The sequence below is a fragment of the Bradyrhizobium centrolobii genome (assembly GCF_001641635.1).
GTDB classification, from domain to species: Bacteria; Pseudomonadota; Alphaproteobacteria; order Rhizobiales; family Xanthobacteraceae; genus Bradyrhizobium; species Bradyrhizobium centrolobii.
This window is the reverse complement of the sequence record NZ_LUUB01000040.1, coordinates 23,981-44,880: the sequence shown is the minus strand read 5'-3', so window position 1 is coordinate 44,880 and position 20,900 is coordinate 23,981. Positions and strand designations below refer to the sequence as shown.

Below are 20,900 nucleotides of genomic sequence, written 5' to 3'. Positions count from 1 at the left end.
TCGCTGCAATTCGTCCTTCACTGCTACCGTACACCTTCAATTTCGATTTCCGTCACGCGTGCGAGGTCGACCGCACGCTTTCGCACGTTCGCACCAACTGCGCAAAAAACGAGGCGCTGAGTTTTCGCCACCATCACGCCGAAGCGCGCATCGCCATCGAGTTGGCGACATCCGATTGGGGGCATTGATGGGACCAAGGCCAACGTATCCGCCGCGTCCAGGACAGCCATCCGATTCGCCAGCTTATACGCCATCTCGTCGCCGAATGCGCGCCGGAGCCGATCGAACTCACTGAATGTTCGAGCGAGCGCGGCGGTGCTGAATCCGATGCGCAACGGCTTCTCCTTTGAAATCCGTTACCTGATAGGTAACACTTTTTCTTGCACCGAGACAAGGCCTATGGCATCATCCGAAGGAATCGGGGCCGATTCCCCGAGGAAAGGAACCTATCATGACCAGCCAAGCCATTGAAGACACGGAAAAAAAGCCCGATGACCACGGCAAGGACTTTGTCGAGGTCTCGATTGACGGCAAGCCGAAGAGCATTCATCGCGGCAGCTACACCCTGCCCGACCTGAAGCAGGCACTTGGTGTCGATGCCTCCCTTGATCTCGACGTGATCGAGAAGGACGGCGCGTTCCACACGATCGGCGACAACGAGCGCACGACCGTCAAGGAAGGCGAGAAGTTCATCAGCCACGTCAAAAAGGGTGGCTCGTCATGAGCATCGACCCTCAGCATCTGGCGCATCTGAAAACGCTCTACCCGGATGCTGAGGTCATGCCGGAAGGCGGCATCGATCACATCTACTTCCCCGTGCTGCCCATCGAAACGAACGGGACGGTGTTGAAGATGAAGGCGCTCCTCCGGCTCGGTGAACATCAAGGCTATCCGACGCGCCTCTTCGTCGAGCGACAGATAGCGAACAAGGGACAGAACTGGAATTGCTTTCAACTGCTCGGCAACGCGTGGTGGGCGCCTTCCTGGAACTACGTCACGCTCGACCTGCCGCTTTGTGCGATCCTCGCCAACCACCTGACGGTCTTCCGATGAACATCACATTCAGGATTGAGAGGAAGCTGTTGGATCGCGCACGCGCCGATCTCCGACGCCGACATCGGTTCGCCCACGAACGGGTTGGCTTCTTTTTGGCAAAGCCCGCCGAGCTTCCGTCCGGCGGCATAACGCTGTCAGTCACCGACTATCATCCGGTCGACGATGACCACTATGTCCGCGACGACACGGTCGGCGCGATGATGGGCTCGGCCGCGATCAGCAAAGCGCTCGAAGTCGCATACCGCTCCCAGGCGTCGATGTTCCATGTTCATTTGCATGAGCATGAAGGAATGCCGGCATTCAGCAGAACGGACAATCGAGAGAACGCAAAGTTTGTGCCCGATTTCTTTAAGGTCGTGCCGAATCTGCCGCACGGCGCCGTCGTATGGAGCATCGATCGGGCCTGCGGCAATTGCTGGCTGCCAAGCACCCGGCAGCCGACCGCGATTTCTGACTTCGTCGAAGTCGGCGCGCCGTTGCGTTGGTGGCCCTGGCGATCATGAGAGATTTTTCACGCCAAGGCTTTCTGGGACCTGACAGCGAAGCGATACTGTCATCCGTGATCGTGGGCGTCGTCGGCGTCGGAGGTGGCGGGTCTCACATCGTGCAACAATTCTCTCATATCGGAGTGAGGCGCTACGTGGTCGCCGATGGCGACACCGTTGAAGATCACAATCTGAATCGTCTTATCGGTGCGACGCGACGGGATGCAGCACGTGCTGTTCCGAAAATCAAAGTCGCGCAGCGGATCATCCGCGGGCTTAACACAGGGGTTGAGATTCATCCGGTTTCGAGGCCGTGGCAGACGGCCATTTCGGATTTCCGACGGTGCCACGCCATTGTCGGTTGCGTGGATTCATTTTCCGAGCGCGATCAGCTCGAAAAATTCTGCCGCCGGTTTCTCATTCCGTACATCGACATCGGCATGGATGTCCATGCGGTCGGATCAGAGTTCGTCATCGCTGGACAAGTGGTTCTGTCAATGCCCGGAGAACACTGCATGTGGTGCATGGGCTTGCTGGACGAGCAAAGCATTGCGGAGGAAGCACGTCGATACGGTGACGCCGGGTTTAACCCGCAGGTCATCTGGCCAAATGGTGTTCTCGCATCGACGGCGGTGGGCCTGTTCATGCAACTCGTCACTCCATGGCACCAGAAACATCAGCAGAGCGTCTACCTTGAATACAACGGCAACAGCCACACGGTTGCGCCGAGCAATAGGATGATGGCTCTGGCAGGGCGGGCCTGTCCGCATTTCAGTGCTGGTGAACGAGGTGACCCGCTGTTTGGGCGCTGAGAATCAACAACGCGGCGTCCGGAGAATCCGGCAGAGCCTGACATCTGCCAATTCTCGCTTTAGTTGAATTCAGTTATAGTTTTCCGGAATTAGTGTGGTTCGCTCACCCCATGGCATATACGGTCGACGCAGCTTTCAATACCTTTTACGAGCAGATCAACCTCTCTGGCGACTACCGCGAAACCGCGAACAAACGCCGCGAGCGGATCGTCGAACTGCTCAAGAACGACTTCGAGATTCTTGATTCATTTGGAACCGGCTCGATTCCGAAATTCACCGCACTGAAAGGTCATGCCGATCTCGATGTGATGGTGGTGCTTCACTTCGGCAAGCACATCAAGGATAAGAAACCGAGCACCGTTCTGCAGAACGTCCGCAACTCGCTGGCCGAGTATCGCACCGGCGTGCGCAGCAATGGGCAGGCGGTCACCCTGTATTACGACACGTGGCCGAACGTCGACATCGTGCCCGTCAGCCGAGTCGTCGACAACAACCAGAATGTCACACATTACGAAGTGCCAAATTCGAATACCGAAGGCTGGATGCCGAGCCGTCCAAAGAAGCACGCCAACGCGATCGAATCCCGCTCAACAGATTGCGGGCAGAACTTCCGGCGCATCATCAAAATGATCAAGCACTGGAACCGCATCCACAGCGGATACCTGACGAGCTACCACATCGAAGTCTTGGCGCTGGACATCTTCCACACGAACCTCGACGACCTGCCGTGGAACATCCATCTGTTCTTCGACAACGCCATCAATCTGGTGAAGTCATCCCTCTGGTACGAGGTCAACTACGCCGACGCGTATCTGACGGATGCCGCACGCGCGGAGGCCGTGAAGCGATTGGAGGCAGCGAAAGCCAAAAGCCTGACGGCGTGGTATGCGACCCACGGTGCGAACAGCGATCACCAGGCCGCAATCACCGCATGGAAGCAAATTTTTGGAGACAAGTACCCCGCCTATGGCTGATACACCTCACAAAGTCGATCCGATCGGCGAACGATATTTCCAGCCGCTCGAAGCCGCGGAAGCCGCCGCTGACGTTTTGTTCTACGTCTCCGCCGTCCTCTCGCTCGCTGTGCCGCTCGTGAGCCAGCAGGAGCATCCATCGCTCTACGCGCTCGCGCAAATCCTGTTCGCGCTGTCCGTCATTGCCCTCTTTGGGGTGACGCTTGCGGTACGTTTGTACTTCTCGCCGCGAGCTCAATTTCGGCGCTTTCAGGATTTCCTGGCGCACGCGTTCGGCAAACCGCTCGCGGCGCAACAGACGACGGGGTACTACAACAACGCCGCGACGTCGGTTCCCCGCCGGATCGCGGCGCAAGTGCTCGAAAACAGCTTCTACAGTCACGATACCATCGCGCAGATGGCGAAGATCGAGCGGATCAAGATCGTGGTGTACGTGCTGCTGTACGTGCTCGTCATCTTCAACCGCAACACCGACCTCGCCACGATTGCCGTTGCCGCGCAGATCGTCTTCAGCGAACAGATCGTGTCGCGGTGGTTCAGACTCGAATGGCTGCGTCGCGAGTGCGAGCGTACCTATGACGACGTGTACCGTCAGTTTCAGACCAATGGTCAGCTCGACGCCTTCTCGATCGAGGCGGTTGGTCGATATGAGATCGTGAAAGCAACCGCAGCGATTTCCCTCTCTTCGCGCATCTTCAATAAGAACACGGGCCGGACTGACGCAGATTGGGCAAAGGTTCGAGCAGCGCTTGGGCTCTAATAACGATCGGGCTTTCGTTCACGTCTGGTAGGCTTTAGCAGGAATACATCCCCACATGGTAAGGCATCCAAGCCTTCGGATACGGTTGCTGTGGAGGAGCGACATGAGCAAGACGGCCCGCATACGCGACGCATCGAGCAGTTGCGTTAATTGCAATAAATGGGTCGGGCACATCCTTTTCTTGACCGTAAGCGGAGTGTTGTCCGTAAACGGCCATGATAAGTAGGCTCCAATGAAATTCGTGCCGAAAGCTGGTGCACTTTGTTGATGAACCCGACAGTTGCTGTTTCAGTCACGAGCAGGCGCCGAATCGCACGAGCCAAGATATGGCTGACCAGCCGGCTCGAGAGCGAAGAAGTCCTTGTCGTCGGAGCGACGTTGGACGGTGCCAATGAGCTTGCTCGCCAAGTTGTTCAAGACAGGGGTGCTGCATTCGGATGGCACAGGCTCAGTTTGCCACAAGTGGCTGCTACAATTGCGGCCCCGTTGCTTGCAGCACGAGAGCTGGTCTCCCTAAGCCGAGTTGGGACGGAAGCGATTGTTGCCCGACTAATCCACCGGCTAAGGATCGAGGGCAAACTTGGTCGTTACCAATCGGTCGATGAGACGCCCGGATTTCCGCGCGCGATGACAACTGTGATAGCGGAATTGCGCTCCGCGCGATTGCGGTCAAATGACGTTGAGGGCGTCGCACCAGATCTGGTGCCGATCTTCCGCGAATACGAGCGTGAACTAGCAGAAGGTGGCTTCACTGATTGGCCCGGTACGCTTGCGGTCGCCACCGACGCAATTGCGGGAGTTGATCGGCATAGGGTTGTTGGCCTGCCGATCCTGTTTCTCGATGTGCAGATATCGACAGAAGCCGAACTTGCCCTAGTGGCGGCGCTTACCGGTGCGGCGCCTGCAATGCTGGCGACAATACCTAGTGCAGATACGAATACCCTTGAACGCTTTCGCGATCGGTTAGGTTTCAGAATTGAGAATCTCGACCTTTTTGCAGGCGGTGCGGCGGGCGGCAAAGTGGCCGGCGCGCTCGCTCGGCTCCAACGTCATCTTTTCAACGAACACGAGAAACCTTCCGAAATCGAGGCATCTAACGAGATTGAGATATTCTCAGCGCCGGGCGAAGGGCGCGAGTGCGTCGAGATTGCGCGCCGGGTTCTGGCGCTCGCCCGCGACGGCGTCTCGTTTGATCGTATCGCCGTCTTGTTGCGTTCGCCCGACGTCTATCGTTCCCACCTGGCCGAAGCATTCTCCCGCTCGGAAATCCCGGTTCACTTTGCGCGCGGCGCCTTGCGACCTGACCCGGTCGGTCGCGCCTTCTTCGCTTTGCTGGAATGTGCCGCTGAAGGCCTTTCGGCCGGAAAATTTGCTGAGTACCTTTCGCTCGGCCAGGTGCCTGATGCTGTAACCGATGGCGCGCCACCCGAGGCTCCACCGAGGGGCGATTTGTGGGTCGCGCCTGACGCCGAAGTTGTCCCGGGTCTCCTGACGGATCCTGGAGGTAACTCCGCCATATTCCCGGCAGAACGCGTTGCCGAAACGAGTTCTCCCGACGCGCCCGTACGAGAGGGACAGCTCCGGGCCCCGCGACGTTGGGAGCAGTTGCTTGTGGACTCGGCTGTAATCGGAGGACGCGACCGCTGGCGGCGCCGGCTCGATGGACTCGCCAACGACCTGCGCCGCAGGCTTGTCGATCTCGATCGACAAGATGAGATGCAGGTTGCGGCGATTTCGCGAGAGTTAGACGATCTGGCGGCGTTTTCGTCCTATGCCCTGCCGCTCATCGATGAGCTTGATAGCCTACCTACTGCTGCTCCTTGGCGGGAGTGGCTTGACAGACTAGGCGTGCTGGCCGCTCGCAGTCTCAAGCGGCCGCACCGCGTACTAGCGGTGTTAGCGGAACTAGAACCCATGGCTTCGGTCGGCCCGGTGGGATTGAGAGAAGTTCTTGCAGTTTTGCAAAACCTGCTCTTGGAGGCTGCTGAGCCTCCGCTCTCGCAGCGGTACGGAAGACTTTTTGTTGGTCCCATTGAGGCCGCGCGAGGACTTAGTTTTGATGCCGTCTTCGTTCCTGGCCTTGCTGAGAAGATGTTTCCGAGCAAGATCGTTGAGGAACCGATCTTGCTGGACGCCGTCCGCGAGCGGATCAGCGCCGACCTTGTAACTAACCAAGCACGTCTTGACCGGGAGCGCCTTACGCTCTCGCTGGCCGCCGGTGCGGCCGAGCAGCGTATATTCTTTTCTTACCCTCGCATTGATCTCGATCAGGCGCGATCGCGGGTCCCTTCATTTTACGCCCTCGAAGCCGTGAGATCAGCAGAAGGCCGCCTTCCCGATTTCGGAGAGCTTGCGCGCCGAGCTGAGACAGCAGCTGCCAGTCGTCTGGGGTGGCCGGCGCCGCGCGATCCGAGCGCAGCCATTGACGATGCTGAGCATGATCTCGCAATCATCGACGATCTCATGAACCGGCCGGAAGGAGGCGCCGGAGGCGCGCGTTATCTATTGACGGCGAATCCGCATCTCGCTCGTGCACTCCGCAGCCGCTACCAGCGATGGAGCCGCGGTTGGACCGTTTCCGACGGTTTGCTGAGTTCGTCGACAGAAGTTCGTGCGGTGATGGTAAAGCACGCCCTCAGCGCTCGGAGCTACTCCCCGACCACCCTTCAGAGTTTTTCGCGTTGTCCGTACAGCTTTTTCATCCACGCCATCCACGGCATCGCCCCGCGTGATATTCCGATTGCAATTGACGATCTCGATCCGCTTCAGCGCGGTTCACTCATTCACGATGTCCAATTTGAACTGTTTGCGCGCTTGACGTCCGAGGGCCTCCTCCCGGTCAGACCGGGCAATCTCGAACGAGCACGATTGTTGCTCGAGGAGGTTATTACAGAGGTTGCCTCGCGCCATGAGGACGACCTGGCGCCGGCCATTGATCAGGTATGGAAAAACGCAGTGGCTGCAATCCGCGCCGATTTGAGAGAGTGGTTGCGGCGGATGAGTGAGGACACCTCTGGGTTCGTCCCGCGGCACTTCGAACTTTCTTTCGGGCTACCGCACTGGCGTGCCCCGGATCGCGACGCTGACCGTCGCTCAGTGCCCGAAGCAGTAGGCCTTGATTGTGGCATCCAACTTCGCGGCTCGATAGACCTCGTAGAGCGTCATTCCAGTGGATTGTTTAGGGTGATCGATCACAAAACAGGAAAGTGTGTCGGGGCGAACGATTTGGTTATCGAAGGTGGAAGGTCGTTGCAGCCGGTATTGTACGCTCTTGCCGCGGAGAAGCTGTTTGCCGGAGAGGGTGAGGTCTCCGAGGGTCGCTTGTACTTTTGCACATCCGCCGGCCAATTCTCGGAGCAGGTCGTTGCGCTCGACGAGCGTGCACGCAATGCGGCCGTTGAGGTCGCGACCGCGATCGGGCAGGCCATCGAACGACCGTTTTTGCCCGCTGCGCCCAGCGAGGGTCAATGCGAGAGCTGCGACTATCGAGCCGTCTGCGGCCCGTACGAGGAATTGCGCTCAGCACGGAAGCCGCAAGGCGATCTTGAGTTGCTCCAGGGGTTAAGGGCATGGAAATGAGCGACCTCTCCGACGCAAGGGCGCGAGCTCGGATCCTCACAGAATATGGAACGACATTCTTCGTCGAAGCAGCGGCGGGCACCGGAAAGACTACTGTCCTGGTCGGCCGGATCGTCGGACTGATCCGTAGCGGACAAGGCACGCTGGCCCGAACGGTTGCGGTCACGTTTACAGAAAAGGCGGCTGGCGAAATGAAGCTGCGCCTTCGCCTTGAAATCGAGAAGGCGCGAGTGGATGCCATCCCTTTGGAGCGCAATCGCCTAGACCAGGCGCTAGAAGAATTGGAGCTCGCCCGCATAGGTACCATCCATGCATTCTGTGGCGATCTTCTAAGCGAGCGGCCGGTCGAGGCCGGCGTCGATCCACTCTTCAAGATGCTCGACGAAGAGGCTGCCGAAGCAGTCGCAAACGAGGCTTTTGAGCGTTGGCTACAAGAGATATTGGCCGATCCGCCAGAAGGACCAAAGCGCATCTTGCGCCGGCGATCGGGTTGGGAAGCTCCGCACGAGCAACTGCGGACCGCAATGCACACGCTTTGCAAACATCGTGACTTCGCTCAGCCCTGGCGCCGGGACCCGTTTGACCGCGACAGTTCAATCGACGAGTTAATCGACGAACTCGCCGAGTTGGGAGAGCTCGCATCCACAAGCTCGTGGGAAAACGATTGGCTTACCCGCAACCTGCACGAGATCGCATTGTTTGTGCGAGAGGCGATTCGTCTCGAGGCTGTCCGCGGGCGTGACTATGATGGACTCGAAGCCGAGCTGCGTGAGCTCGCTACAAACAAAAGGAGGTTTAGGGGATGGGACCATAAAGGGGCAGCGAAGACGACCTTTGGACATCTCTCCCGTGACGAAGTCTTGGCGCGCCGAGACGGTGTGCGGTCCAAATTGAAAGCGTTCGTTGCGTCGAGCGATGCCGATCTTGCCCCATTAGTCCACGTCGCTTTGCAGGATGCCATTGCGGAATACGAGCTCTTGAAAGCGAAATCAGGTTCTCTCGATTTTCTGGACCTTCTCGTCAAGACGCGCGACCTTATCCGAGACGACGGGACGGTGAGACGAGAGCTACAGAACCGCTTCACGCACTTTTTTGTCGACGAGTTTCAGGACACGGATCCTTTGCAGGCCGAGATTCTGCTCTTGCTCGCGGCCGACGATCACTCAATTACGGATTGGCGCGCGGCCCGACCGGTGCCTGGCAAGTTGTTTCTCGTCGGGGATCCAAAGCAATCCATCTATCGCTTCCGGCGAGCAGATGTGGCTTTGTATGGAGAGATCAAAAAGCGTCTTCTTGACGTGGGTGCCGAGCTGCTTCACCTCACGACGAGCTTTCGCGCGCTGCCCTCGATCCAAAAATTTGTCAATGCTGCGTTCGCGCCCGCAATTGCTGCCGATGAGGAGGCAGACGGCTATGTGCCTCTAGAACGTCAGAGGCCCGAGGTGGCCGATCGCCCGACGATCGTCGCACTACCCGTTCCGAAACCATACAGCGATTACGGGAAGGTCACCGGCTATTGCATCAACGAATCGCTGCCCGGCGCCGTAGGTGCCTTTATCGACTGGTTGATCAATAAGAGCGGATGGACGGTCGAAGAGGAGGCGGGTCACCTGGTACCGATCCGACCTCGGCATATCGCGATTCTATTCCGTCGTTTCCAAAGCTTCCGGACCGATGTCACGCGACCGTACGTGCGTGAATTGGAAGGAAGGCGCATACCTCACGTCCTTGTCGGTGGTCGCTCGTTCCACGATCGTGAAGAGGTTATCGCGCTTCGTAACGCCATTACGGCGATTGAGTGGCCGGATGACGAGCTTAAGGTCTTTGCGACGCTACGCGGTCCTCTATTTGCGCTGAGTGACGAGGCCCTTCTCCTCTTCAGACAACATATTGGTAAGGACGAGGCACTCAAGATCCGGCGCCTCAATCCGATGCGCACCGTCGATCGCGCCGTTCTTGATCCCAAGAGCTTGGAAGTTGCTGATGCCTTGGATCTCCTGCGGCGGCTTCACGTCGGACGCAATAGCCGGCCAATCGCAGAGACACTCACGATGCTCTTGCAAGCCGTCCGAGCCCAAGCCGGCATCGCCCTCTGGCAGAACGGCGAGCAAGCGCTTGCCAATTGTCAGAGGCTGGTCGATACCGCTCGGCACTCTGAGCGGCGCGCCTCTTCTTTCCGCGCCTTCGTCGAGAGCATCGAAGCTGATGCCGAACGCGGGGAGGTTGACGAAGCCCCGATCGTCGAGGAGGGGACCGAAGGCGTGCGGGTGATGACTGTCTACAAGGCCAAGGGATTGGAGTTTCCGATCGTCATCCTCGGAGATCCAACATACTCGGCCACACGCGATCGGCCAAGCCGGCACATTGACTCGTCTCGATCCCTTTGGCTCGAGCAGCTTTGCGGAGCGAACCCGATCGAGCTCCTGGAGGCAGGCGATCTGGAAATAAAGCGCGACCGTGCCGAAGCCATCCGCGTCGCGTACGTGGCCGCGACCCGAGCACGGGATCTACTGGTGGTACCGTCCTGTGGAGACGAGCCGATTGAGGGCTGGTTCGAGGTGCTCAACGCGGTGCTCTATCCTTCGGATGCCGCGCGTCGGAATTCGATGCCCGCCCCTGGTTGTCCGCCATTTGGCGAGGAAAGCGTGCTTGGGCGAGGGCCGAAAGGCAAACGACCGGTGGCGGGATCAGTAAGGCCGGGTCTGCACATGACCGAGCCGGATGCAGCGCTAGTGACCTGGTGGGACCCGGCGTCGCTCGATCTGGAAATCGAACAATTGGCGCCGCTTCGGCATCAACGGCTGCTGGAAATTGATAGTGGCGGTGTCACTGCTGCCGAGAGCACACGGAATTACGAAACGTGGAAGACAGAACGCCGAACTTTGTTGGCAAGGGGCTCTGAACCGTCGGTGCAGGTTCAGACGGTCACTGCGCTGGTTCGCAGCTCCGAAGGAAGCGAATTGCGCACCGAGCCCAGCGTCGACGTGCACGTCTTGGAGCGCGACGACGTTGATCGGCCTGGCGGACGGCGCTTTGGCACCCTTGTGCATGCTCTGCTCGCATTGATCGACCTGGAATCGAGTACTGATGCACTGAAGAAGACGGCTGTCGTCCAGGGCAGGACTCTCGGCGCAACGGAGGAGGAAATCGACGCTGCCGTTGCGACCGTTTCGCGGGCGCTTGCCCATCCCATACTGCGAACGGCGGCGGCTTCTGCCCGAAGTGGACGACTACGCCGTGAGGTCCCCGTCCTGCTTAGAACCGACAGCGGAAGCCTTGTCGAAGGGGTAGTCGACCTTGCCTTCCAGCATGAGGCACCCGACTTCGCCGGTTGGACAGTGGTCGATTTTAAAACCGATCGCGAGCTTGAAGGGTCATCTGACCGGTATCTTGATCAGGTCCGATGGTACTCAACGGCCGTGAGGCAGGCCACAAACCTGCCGACCCGAGGCGTTCTGCTGGTGATCTGAGAGATTAAGGGCACCCTCAAGGTCGCTGGCGGGCACCAAACTGCCCCGCGTTCCCCTTTCGTCCCGGCGAATCAAGGCGCAAAGCGCAAATTCCGCTGGCCTAGCCTGTCTCATTAAGGATGAATCGGCGTCCGAAGCGGCGGGATGTCGGAACCGGCCGCATCCAAACGTCTTGAATCCAAGCCGCCCGAATCGGAGTTTTGCGTATGGCCCCGCGCGCCAATTGGAAGGGTTTTCTGCGTCTGTCGCTCGTCACCTGTCCCGTCGCTCTTTTTCCGGCGACCTCAGAGTCCGAAAAGGTCTCCTTCAACCAGATCAACAAGAATACCGGTCATCGGATCAAGTACACACGCGTCGATGCGGAGACGGGCGAGGAGGTCGCCAACGAGGACATCGTCAAGGGCTACAAGGTCGACACTGACACCTACATCGAGGTGACAAAGGACGAGCTCGACAACATCGCGCTGGAATCCACCCGCACCATCGACATCGACGAGTTCGTGAAGCGCGAGGAGATCGACCCGCGCTACATCATCCGTCCCTACTATCTAACGCCGGACGGCAAGGTCGGGCACGACGCCTTCGCGGTGATTCGCGAGACCATCCGCGAGCTGGACATGGTCGCGATCGGCCGCGTCGTGTTGACCAACCGCGAGCACATCATCGCACTCGAGCCGATGGAAAAGGGCCTCGTCGGCACGCTGCTGCGCTACCCCTACGAAGTGCGCTCGGAAGCCGAGTATTTCGACGAGATCCAGGACGTCAAAGTTACCAAGGACATGCTCGATCTCGCCAAGCACATCGTGAACCAGAAGTCGGGCAACTTCGAGCCCGAAAAATTCGAGGACCACTACGAATCGGCATTGGTCGATCTAATCAACCAGAAGCGCAGCGGCAAGCCGATCATCCCGAAGGAGCGCCCCCGCGGTGAGAATGTAGTCGACCTGATGGAGGCGTTGCGGCAGAGCATCGGCAGCGGCGGGGCGGCAGAGACCAAGGCGCCGAAGAAGTCGGCTAAGAAGCCGCGGAAGGCGGCAGCGGGCCAGAGAGAGATGCTGATGCCGATCGCCGGCAAGAAGCCCGCGAAGGAGACCGCTGCGAAGAAGCCAGCTGGCAAGCAACAGCGTAAGTCGGCCTGACAACACTTTTTGTGCCAGGGCGCTCATCGAAATCTGCGCCCATTCTCATTCAAAAAAGAGCGTGTTTGCGCTTTCGACAATCACACGTAAACGAGAAAGACCGGGCGACGATGTTCGCGCTCACCTTTTTGGGGACGTCGGCAAGCGTCCCATCGGCTGAACGCAACCATCCAACCCTTCTTGTTGAGGCAGGAACTCACCGCATCCTGGTGGATTGCGGGGAGGGTACCCAACGTCAGTTGTTGCGCAACGGCGCCGGTTTTCGACGCCTCGATCGTCTTTTGTTGACCCATGGTCATTTCGACCACGTGCTCGGCATTCCCGGTCTATTTTCGACCCTGCGACTGCGGCAGAGCGCCGACGTGATGACGATTCATGGAAGTCCGGGTACCCTCGACGTTGTCGTTCGGATGCTCGCGGGCCTGTGGGGCGAAGGACGAGCGCCTATTCCGCTGGAGCTCGTGCCCTTGACGGAAGGTCAGGTTCTCGACGCCGGCGAGTTCACGATCGGCTGTTTTCCGGTCCGCCACCGCGACACCGACAGCTTCGGATTCTCCTTCGAAAGCCAGGTCCGTCGTCATCTTCGGCCGGATCGCCTCGCGGCCCTCAGAGTGCCGGACGGCCCAGTGCGCAAGGAGTTGGCGGAAGGAAGGCCAGTGACGCTCGCGGACGGCAGGATGGTTGATCCGCAAGAAGTCCTCGGGCCGCCAGAGGGGCGCAAGAAGCTCGTGATCGTGGGCGATGCCGAAACCACCAACGGGTTGGCCGAACACACTCGCGACGCCGACGTCTTGGTGATCGAGGCCACGTTTCTCGACCGCGATGCAAGCATCGCACGTGACTATGGACATCTCACCGCGGTTGAAGCGGCCGCCTTGGCGGCCTTGAGTAACGTCAAGCAGCTCGTCCTAACTCACATTTCCGGCCGCTATGCCGATGAGGAAATACTGGCCGAGGCGAGGAAGACCTTTCCGAACAGCCGGCTTGCAATGGATTTCGATCACATTGTGGTCTAACCCGCGGCGCAGGAGAGCGCGCAATTGGCGAGGAAGCTGAAGACGTACCAAACTTCACTGGGCTTCTTTGATCTGGCGGTAGCGGCGCCGTCGATGAAAACGGCTCTGGAAGCGTGGGGTGCCGACAGCAATCTTTTTCACCAGGGCGCGGCGAAGGAAAGCGAGGATCCCGACGTCATCGCGGCGACCATGGCTGCGCCGGGCGTCGTTCTGAAGCGTCCCGTCGGCTCCAGCGGGCCCTTCAAAGAGCACGCCGAGCTGCCTACCAATCTTGCCGGCGAAGACATTTCGAAGAAGCCAGGCAGCAGCTCGGTGAGGCCAAAGGCGCAGAAGCATCCTAAGCCGGCCAAGGAACAGGCGGCCGACCGGGAGGCCGCGCTCGCTTTCGAGAAGGAGCAGAAGCGCCGCGAGCGCGAACGCGCGAAGGAGGAGGTCGCTCAGCGTAAGCAGCGCGAGCGGCGGCAGAAGGCTGTCGACACGGCGCAAAGCGCCTTGGATGCGGCCCGTCGGAAGCACGAAAAGATCGCTTCGGACATTCAAAGTCAGTTCGAGGCGCTCGAGGAAAGATCGCAGGCCGAAGGAGCCCGATGGGACAAGGAGAAAGCTCGGCTGGAAGCCGCGTTGAGACGAGCGCGAGGTTAGGGATTTCCAAAAGGATGCTTCCGATTAGACATCTCGTTCTTGACGCCAAAGCCTGCTTTGTCACAGAGAGCGGACCTCGCGAACCGAAACTGTTAAGCCGGCGGCTTCAATAGCTCGGCGGTAGTCCATGTCTTAGGTTCTCATCCGGGTAAGCCGCGTCTTTGCACCACGTGCAATTTGCTGATGAAGCCGTCCAATATCTTCGAGTGACATAGAATTTGTTCTTAGTTTCAGCAGCGTTTCGACATGCTTAGGGCTCAAGCGACCGTGCCGAGGAAATCTCGATGGTCGTCCAAGCTCCAACATCCTATAGAACTTACCCCGCCTGCCGGAGGGATCTTCGCCAGATCCCGAGATACGGGGCGGCCTCGAAAATGCATTTTCAAAGATGTCGGCCATCGTCAGGATCCACCTTTCTGTAGCGTGATCGGTTGGTTTGCCGCGCACCTGCGTCTCGCCTTCAAGCGCACCGGCGTGCTGGTTCAGGAGAAGTAAAAGCCCATTCAGGTATTCGATCTTTTCGCGCCCGATCCTGCTCTCCAAATCGTCGCGGCTTAACAAATCGAGCGAGCAAATGTTCAGTGCGAGGTCCGCTGCAAGCCTTTCCAGCTTGCGCAACCGAGCCCTGCGATCCCTGTACTTCTCCCAGTCCGCCCGTCTCTCGTCGTAGCGATCATAGCGTTCTCCTGCCAACTCGATCGCCCTGCGTAAATATTCGGCATCATCTCGTCTCGATGGTGGCAGTTCACGTGCCAGGAAATCGATGAGCTTCTCGCTGGCATTCTGGATTCGACGCCGACGCATTTACGCACCTGCATATTTGATGAAATGAAAACTAGCCGATTTTAGCCGACAATATGACAATAAGCTATTGTAAGAGCTAGATTAATTCTCGCGCGTAAACTCTAGGTATTGCGAATTTAGGCGGTCGTGCAGTTTTTGAGCGGTCCTGCGATCTTACAGCGATCGGAGTACGCCCAATAAATCACAGGAGGCACCTGCATGATCCTTTCCCGTCACGCGACCATTCGCGCTCAACAGCGAGGCATCTCGCCCGCCCAACTTCTTGCAATGGAGAGTTACGGCGACAGGGAGATCCGCCGCGGTGGCGATTGTTACGCCATTTCGATTTCGAAAGAGACACTTCGGCGCTTGGGGCCGATGACTCCGGAGGGCATTCCTACCGACAGGTTGAAGGGCCTCACACTGGTTCAAAGTGAGGATGGCACCTTAGTCACTGCATTTAGGAATCCAGCTGACAAAATCTATCGCCGCTGCGCGCGGAGGATCACGCGATGAATTTTATTCAGCCATCATTGGGGCGCGATCTGGCGCGCTTACAAAATGTCTTCAAAAAATTGGCGTTGCCCGACCACCCGCTTCGGGACCAGGCTATCAGGCTTCGCGACGAAATATCCATGAGCTGGCGCCGGTTGGCCGAACAAGATGAGTGGTTCGCCTGGCCAAGCACGGCAGCATCTCGTGGACCTACTAACGAAAAGCTCACCGGGTCTGATTGGAGGTCTCAGGGAATGCTGAGTCTTCTCGGCTATCACGTCGGCAAAACACAACCGATTCATCCGTCGATCCGGGAATCCATTCTCGAATACGCGTTTGAGCATCACCTTCCACCCATTGGCGATGTCGCGTATTTCGACGAATGGGGTGAGCCGCGAAGCGCACGCCGGCTACAGAAGCTAGCGAATACCCTCGCTTCTCTTGCGAGGAACGCAAAGCGGCGCGACCCACTGGCGCTTTCCAGAGCAATCGATGAGTGGGAGCAGGATTTGACGTTTCTATACGAGCAATACTACGTACGCCTTTTCCATTTTGGCTGGCCCGCTACCGAGCCCTATGACGCCTAATTCGGCAACAATCGGCGCGACTGGTCTGGGTGCGCGTATAAACGACGCACACCAATACGCGATAGGTGCAAACCCCGACGCCCGCTCGGTGTCATTTGCAGCCGTTTCTAGGAACCAAGACAAATGACCCCTTAGCCCGAAAAAGCGGTCATTCTCGGGTGCCAAATCCATCCAACATAAGCGGCAATTGATCTTCGTCTTCAGGCTCCGGATCGGCAAATCCTGAAACAGAGATTCCGAGCAGTCGTATCGCCTTCTTTGGCGGCATCAGCTGCTTCAGTAATTCGAGAGCCAGGCTGGTGAGATCGCTCGCAGAATCGATGACGAGGACGGACCTGCTGCGGGTGATCAATTCGAAATCGGAAAACTTCACCTTGAGCGTCGCCGTCCGGCCCCGCGCGCCGGTGGTCTCGCAGTAACGCCAAACCTTCTCGATGAGCGGTTGCAATTCCGCCGCCAGAGCTTCGTAGCCCGCTAAATCCTGCGAGAAAGTGTTCTCGGCGCCGACCGATTTGCGGATACGATTGGCGCGGACGGGGCGCTCATCGATGCCCCGCGAAATCCAGTAATAATAGGTCCCGGCCTTGCCGAAATTGGCGGTCATGAATTCGAGCGTCTGGTTACGCATATCCATGCCCGTGAAGATCCCGAGACCGTTCATCTTGGCGCTTGTTGCCGGGCCGATCCCATGGAATTTGCCGACGGGGAGATCCTGCACGAATCCCGGACCCATTTTCGGCGTGATGACGAACTGTCCGTTCGGCTTGCGGTAGTCGGATGCGAGTTTCGCCAGGAATTTGTTGTAGGAGATGCCGGCGGAAGCGGTCAGAGCGGTCTCGCTCAGGATCTTCGCTCTGATCATGGTCGCGATCTCCGTCGCGCTCGCGATACCTTGGATGTTTTCAGTGACGTCCAGGTAGGCCTCGTCGAGCGATAGCGGCTCGATAATCTCCGTGTGTTCGGCGAAAATTGTCCGGATGTGTCGGGAGATCTCCTTGTAGACCTCGAAGCGCGGCTTCACGAAAATCAAGTCCGGGCATTGCCGCTTGGCAGTCACTGACGGCATTGCCGACCGAACCCCAAACTTGCGTGCCTCGTAGCTCGCAGCGGCGACGACGCCGCGCTCCATAGATCCGCCAACGGCGACTGGTTTGCCGCGTAAGTCGGGATTATCCCGCTGCTCGACCGATGCGTAGAAGGCATCCATGTCGATATGGATGATCTTGCGGTCTCGCGTTTCGGCGGTGTTCTGATCCTGATCCTGCGAGCTCATGTACCGATGATACTCGAATCCGCTTTGCGCGTCCGGCCGGAACTCGACCGGGCATTTCAACGCAACCCGTCCTACTTGCGTGCGCGGTTATGGCCTGTTTCCCGATCTCGGAGTGAAATGGGAAGGCGAAGCTTCATCGCACGCTCGTCGCGGTCGGCATTTTGAAATGCGATCTCCTTGTGTACAAACCTGGCCAGTTCATCCGCGGCCGCCTGCATCAAGTGCTCGCGTGGCGTCTTTGCAATCTTTTTTTGCTCAATCATCGTCCCGCTCCAAGAAGCGTAACAATACGGTAACAGAAGAACGGCTGCTAGGTTCGAGGAGATCGAAGCAAAAACCCCGGCGTTTCGGCCGGGGTCTCGCGGTCTTTGTCGGCGTACATCCGGCCGGCAATTTCCGCCGCATTAGCTTCGGCTATGTTCTTGAAGAAACTATGACTTGCGCGGCGAATTCGTGCTGTGGGTCTATTCGGGCGGGCACTCCGGACAGCTATCCCCCATCGAGTCGAGCACCTCCGCGATCGCGACCGCGGCAGCCTGCGAAGAGACGCCGCTGGGCGGATCCTGGCGGGCGATGTCGAAGGCGCGCTCGCGGGCGTGTGGATCGGCGCGGTCCTGCATCCAGCCGTGCTCCTCGCACTCGTGAATGGCGCCGGTTTCCTGCAGCACGGAGATTGCCCAACCGTCGAGCGTCCGGATTGCGGGGCGCCGCTCAATGGTCCTAAGCATCGAGTTCTCCAACCGGGTGAATCCTTGCGCCCGGCCTTTCGTTGCTGGTGATCTCACAAAGCAGCGATCCTACTTCGCAACGGCTCCAGTTTCCGCGGGCGGACGACGCGCCGGGCGGTCTAGCGCCACATTCCGCGTACGCGCGCCCCAATGTCGACTCGTGGACCTTGACTTGGGCCACGCATATTGGGTCCCGAAGAGACTGCCGGCCAGCTCGTTCGTTCGAACAAGCCAAGCAGCTTCTCGGGAATGAAGCGGGTTCTGGATGCGTAGACATGGCGGTCGCCTTGCGAGCGCTGACCGTGTGCGAAGAAGCGCTGCGGCACCACGAGATGGAGATCGTCCTTTGCCCTCGTCATCGCGACATAGAGCAGGCGGCGCTCCTCTTCTATTTCGGCGGAGGTGCCCGCTCCCAGATCCGACGGCATGCAGCCGTCGACCACGTTGAGCACATACACCGATTTCCATTCCTGACCCTTGGCCGAGTGGATTGTCGAGAGAATCAGGTAGTCCTCGTCCAGCAGAGGGACGCCCGCCTGGTCGCTGGTCGCATCCGGTGGATCCAACGTGAGCTCGGTGAGGAAGCGCTCGCGCGAAGGATATCCGCCGGCGATCTGTTCGAGCTGAACGAGGTCGGCGCGGCGAACCTCGGCGTCTTCATGGATGCGGTCGAGATGTGGTTCGTACCAGAGGCGGGCACGCTCCAGGTCCGATGGCCATTCCGAATACCGGAGGTTTCCGATCGTCTCGACGAAGGTGGTCCAGTCATCGCCGGTGCGGGGCGGGGAGGGAAGGGTACAAAGCGCATTGAGCGGGTCGGCCGTATCCGACATGTGATCGAGAACGCGTTGAGCGGAAGCGGGACCGATACCCTGCAACAGATGCAGTACGCGAAAACCGGCGACGCGATCACGCGGGTTCTCGACGAACCGCAGCAGCGCTAGTACGTCCTTGACGTGCGCCGCGTCGAGAAACTTCAGACCGCCGAATTTCACGAACGGGATATTGCGACGGGTGAGTTCGACCTCCAGCGGTCCGCTGTGCGAGGAGGTGCGGAAGAGTACCGCCTGTTGCTTGAGGAGGGCCCCTTCCTCGCGGTTTTCGAGGATCCGCTCGACGATGTAGCGCGCCTGGTCCGCTTCGTCGCGCACGGTAACCAGCCGTGGTTTTGCGGACGAGGCGCGCTCGGTCCATAGGTTCTTGGTGAAGCGTTCCCTGGCGAGATCGATGACGCCATTCGCGGCAGAGAGGATCGGCTGGGTCGAGCGATAGTTGCGGTCGAGAGTGACGACCTCCGCCCTCGGACTGAACTGCCCGGGAAAATCGAGAATGTTACGAACCGTGGCGGCACGGAACGAATAGATCGATTGCGCGTCATCGCCCACCACCGTGAGGCCGCGCCCGGCGGGCTTCAAGGCGAGCAATACCGAGGATTGCAGGCGGTTCGTGTCCTGGTATTCGTCGACAAGGACATGATCGAAGCGGCCGCCGACGTCATCGGCGATGCCCGCTTCGGACATCATCTGCGCCCAATAGAGGAGCAGATCGTCGTAATCGAGGACGTTCTGCTTCTGCTTGGCCTCGACATACGCCGCGAAAAGCTCCTTGAGTTCTGCGGCCCAGCCGGCGCACCACGGATAAGATGCTCCGAGCACTTCTTCGAGCTCGGTCTCGGCGTTGACGCAGCGCGAGTAGATCGAGAGGCACGTGCCCTTGGCAGGGAAGCGGCTCTCGGTTTTCGACAGACCGCGTTCGTGCCTGACGAGATTCATCAGGTCGGCCGAGTCCTCGCGATCATGAATGGTAAAAGCGGGATTTAGTCCAATCTGCTCGGCATACTCGCGAAGGAGCCGAGCCCCGATGCCGTGAAACGTGCCGGCCCAGCTCAATGCCTCGTTCATGATCGCGGCTTTATCGCCAAGAACCTTGCGCGCGATCCGCTCGACCCGCTTCGACATCTCAGATGCCGCGCGCCGCGAGAACGTCATCAGCAGGATTCGGCGCGGGTCCGCGCCGCTGACGATCAGATGGGCGACGCGATGAGCAAGCGTGTTCGTCTTGCCGGACCCGGCGCCGGCGATGACCAGCAGAGGAGTTCCGACATGACCATCGGCAGTTACGCCGTGTTCGACAGCTCGCCGCTGCTCCGGATTGAGCGTCTCAAGATATGATGCGGCCGTCGTCGCGAGCACGAATCGTCCCCTATTCGAACGCCACGCTCGGTGATTCTCCTCGGAACCGCAATGCAATCATCTACGTCGCGACAACATAGTCTTCCTTTTGGTTGCCAGACTCTCAAAGGCGTCGCGGCGCTTCACGCGGCCGCCTTGTCCTCCTTGTCTTCGCCGCGCATGACGATCTTCAGCGCGTTGTCGGGTAGGGGACGCTGCAGCGCCTTCGCCTCCTCCCACGGAGCGCGCATCCAAACGTCGCGCTCCTCCTCGGTGGTCAGAATTACCGGCATGGCCTTCGAGTGGATTGGCTCGACGACGGCGTTCGGCGATGTTGTGAGGAACCCGTAGACGAGGTGAGGGCCTGGTATCGGCTTCGACTTGGTGCCGCGGTCACCTCTGAACTCGGTCCAGATGCCGGCGAAGCAGAACAGCGGTCGGCTTTCCTCGAGCGCGAACCAGACGACGTCTTTCTTCTTCGTCTCCGGATTTGTCTCGGGGGCGTACTCGGCGAAGCTGTTCGCCGGCACGAGGCAGCGGTTCTCCGGCTTCAGCCAGCCGCGCCAATGCGGCGACGACGTGTTGCGGATGTTGGTGACCGCCGGCCCGCCCGTCCTGGGTGGGGGCGGCATGCCCCAGCGCATCAGCACCATCTCTTCCGCGTCGCCGACATTGCGGATCACCGGTGCCGGATAGTCCGGAAAAACACCGGGCATAGGTGCCAGATTGCCGACATACCGGTTCATGCGCCTAAACAGGCCGGCAATCGCCGCCTGGTTGGTGGTGATCGAATACAAATTGCACATTCAGCGTTCGCTCTTGGTCATTGGTCACAGCTACGCAGGATCTCCGCGTGCTCCGCCGTCATGATACCTTCCTGGCTGCGGTTTGTTCGAGCGATAGAGCATCGCGCAACCGAAAATCTTGCCC

19 protein-coding genes are annotated in these 20,900 nt (G+C 59.1%); 12 read left to right on the top strand and 7 right to left on the bottom strand.

Going from position 1 to position 20,900, the window contains the following annotated elements; genetic code table 11:
- Positions 1–23: 23 nt before the first annotated feature.
- A complete protein-coding gene (locus AYJ54_RS10625) occupies positions 24–335 on the bottom strand; it encodes a hypothetical protein (protein WP_063698876.1) in 312 nt (103 codons plus the stop codon).
- A gap of 116 nt (positions 336–451) precedes the next feature.
- Between AYJ54_RS10625 and AYJ54_RS10620 the strand changes: the two genes are divergently transcribed.
- From AYJ54_RS10620 to AYJ54_RS10570, 11 genes are all read left to right on the top strand, one after another.
- A complete protein-coding gene (locus AYJ54_RS10620; protein ID WP_063698875.1) occupies positions 452–724 on the top strand; it encodes a hypothetical protein in 273 nt (90 codons plus the stop codon).
- Entirely contained in the window at positions 721–1,053 is a 333-nt protein-coding gene (locus AYJ54_RS10615; RefSeq protein WP_063698874.1) for a hypothetical protein, read from the top strand. The genes AYJ54_RS10620 and AYJ54_RS10615 overlap by 4 nt, the downstream gene beginning before the upstream one ends.
- Complete coding sequence (locus AYJ54_RS10610; RefSeq protein ID WP_063698873.1) at positions 1,050–1,559, top strand: hypothetical protein; 510 nt, start codon at positions 1,050–1,052, stop codon at positions 1,557–1,559. Before AYJ54_RS10615 ends, AYJ54_RS10610 begins: the two co-directional genes overlap by 4 nt.
- On the top strand, positions 1,541–2,353 hold the full coding sequence (locus AYJ54_RS10605) for a HesA/MoeB/ThiF family protein (RefSeq protein ID WP_201724167.1): 813 nt from the start codon (positions 1,541–1,543) through the stop codon (positions 2,351–2,353). Before AYJ54_RS10610 ends, AYJ54_RS10605 begins: the two co-directional genes overlap by 19 nt.
- A gap of 110 nt (positions 2,354–2,463) precedes the next feature.
- Positions 2,464–3,327 carry a nucleotidyltransferase domain-containing protein gene (locus AYJ54_RS10600; protein ID WP_082905590.1) on the top strand — a complete coding sequence of 288 codons (864 nt, stop codon included), beginning with the start codon at positions 2,464–2,466 and terminating at the stop codon, positions 3,325–3,327.
- The gene (locus AYJ54_RS10595; protein ID WP_136623598.1) at positions 3,251–4,087 is read left to right on the top strand and encodes a hypothetical protein; all 837 of its coding nucleotides are present in this window, start codon (positions 3,251–3,253) and stop codon (positions 4,085–4,087) included. The genes AYJ54_RS10600 and AYJ54_RS10595 overlap by 77 nt, the downstream gene beginning before the upstream one ends.
- A 627-nt stretch (positions 4,088–4,714) precedes the next feature.
- Positions 4,715–7,666, top strand: coding sequence for a PD-(D/E)XK nuclease family protein (locus tag AYJ54_RS10590; protein ID WP_201724166.1), 2,952 nt, complete (start codon positions 4,715–4,717; stop codon positions 7,664–7,666).
- Positions 7,657–11,136, top strand: coding sequence for a UvrD-helicase domain-containing protein (locus AYJ54_RS10585; protein WP_063698870.1), 3,480 nt, complete (start codon positions 7,657–7,659; stop codon positions 11,134–11,136). The genes AYJ54_RS10590 and AYJ54_RS10585 overlap by 10 nt, the downstream gene beginning before the upstream one ends.
- A gap of 206 nt (positions 11,137–11,342) precedes the next feature.
- The gene (ku, locus tag AYJ54_RS10580) at positions 11,343–12,275 is read left to right on the top strand and encodes a non-homologous end joining protein Ku (protein WP_063698869.1); all 933 of its coding nucleotides are present in this window, start codon (positions 11,343–11,345) and stop codon (positions 12,273–12,275) included.
- Between the two features lie 110 nt (positions 12,276–12,385).
- The gene (locus tag AYJ54_RS10575; protein ID WP_063698868.1) at positions 12,386–13,291 is read left to right on the top strand and encodes a ribonuclease Z; all 906 of its coding nucleotides are present in this window, start codon (positions 12,386–12,388) and stop codon (positions 13,289–13,291) included.
- A gap of 24 nt (positions 13,292–13,315) precedes the next feature.
- Positions 13,316–13,933: a hypothetical protein gene (locus AYJ54_RS10570; RefSeq protein ID WP_063698867.1), complete on the top strand. Its 618-nt coding sequence runs from the start codon at positions 13,316–13,318 to the stop codon at positions 13,931–13,933.
- Between the two features lie 132 nt (positions 13,934–14,065).
- Here the strand turns inward: AYJ54_RS10570 and AYJ54_RS10565 are convergent, their stop codons facing one another.
- The gene (locus AYJ54_RS10565) at positions 14,066–14,737 is read right to left on the bottom strand and encodes a hypothetical protein (protein ID WP_063698866.1); all 672 of its coding nucleotides are present in this window, start codon (positions 14,735–14,737) and stop codon (positions 14,066–14,068) included.
- Between the two features lie 491 nt (positions 14,738–15,228).
- On the opposite strand from AYJ54_RS10565, the gene AYJ54_RS10555 reads away from it, so the two are divergent.
- Entirely contained in the window at positions 15,229–15,798 is a 570-nt protein-coding gene (locus AYJ54_RS10555) for a hypothetical protein (protein ID WP_063698864.1), read from the top strand.
- A gap of 148 nt (positions 15,799–15,946) precedes the next feature.
- Here AYJ54_RS10555 and dinB read toward each other — a convergent pair whose 3' ends face one another.
- The 5 genes from dinB to AYJ54_RS10530 all read right to left on the bottom strand — a co-directional run bounded on the left by dinB (position 15,947) and on the right by AYJ54_RS10530 (position 20,776).
- Positions 15,947–17,071 (bottom strand): DNA polymerase IV, encoded by a 1,125-nt coding sequence (dinB, locus tag AYJ54_RS10550; protein ID WP_063698945.1) that lies wholly within the window; start codon positions 17,069–17,071, stop codon positions 15,947–15,949.
- A 71-nt stretch (positions 17,072–17,142) separates the two neighbouring features.
- A complete protein-coding gene (locus AYJ54_RS10545) occupies positions 17,143–17,334 on the bottom strand; it encodes a hypothetical protein (RefSeq protein WP_063698863.1) in 192 nt (63 codons plus the stop codon).
- Positions 17,335–17,535: 201 nt separating this feature from the next.
- Positions 17,536–17,799 carry a hypothetical protein gene (locus tag AYJ54_RS10540; RefSeq protein WP_063698862.1) on the bottom strand — a complete coding sequence of 88 codons (264 nt, stop codon included), beginning with the start codon at positions 17,797–17,799 and terminating at the stop codon, positions 17,536–17,538.
- A 119-nt stretch (positions 17,800–17,918) separates the two neighbouring features.
- Positions 17,919–19,991, bottom strand: a complete 2,073-nt coding sequence (locus AYJ54_RS10535; RefSeq protein WP_063698861.1) for an ATP-dependent helicase — start codon at positions 19,989–19,991, stop codon at positions 17,919–17,921.
- A gap of 122 nt (positions 19,992–20,113) precedes the next feature.
- Complete coding sequence (locus AYJ54_RS10530; RefSeq protein WP_063698860.1) at positions 20,114–20,776, bottom strand: SOS response-associated peptidase; 663 nt, start codon at positions 20,774–20,776, stop codon at positions 20,114–20,116.
- Positions 20,777–20,900: the final 124 nt, after the last annotated feature.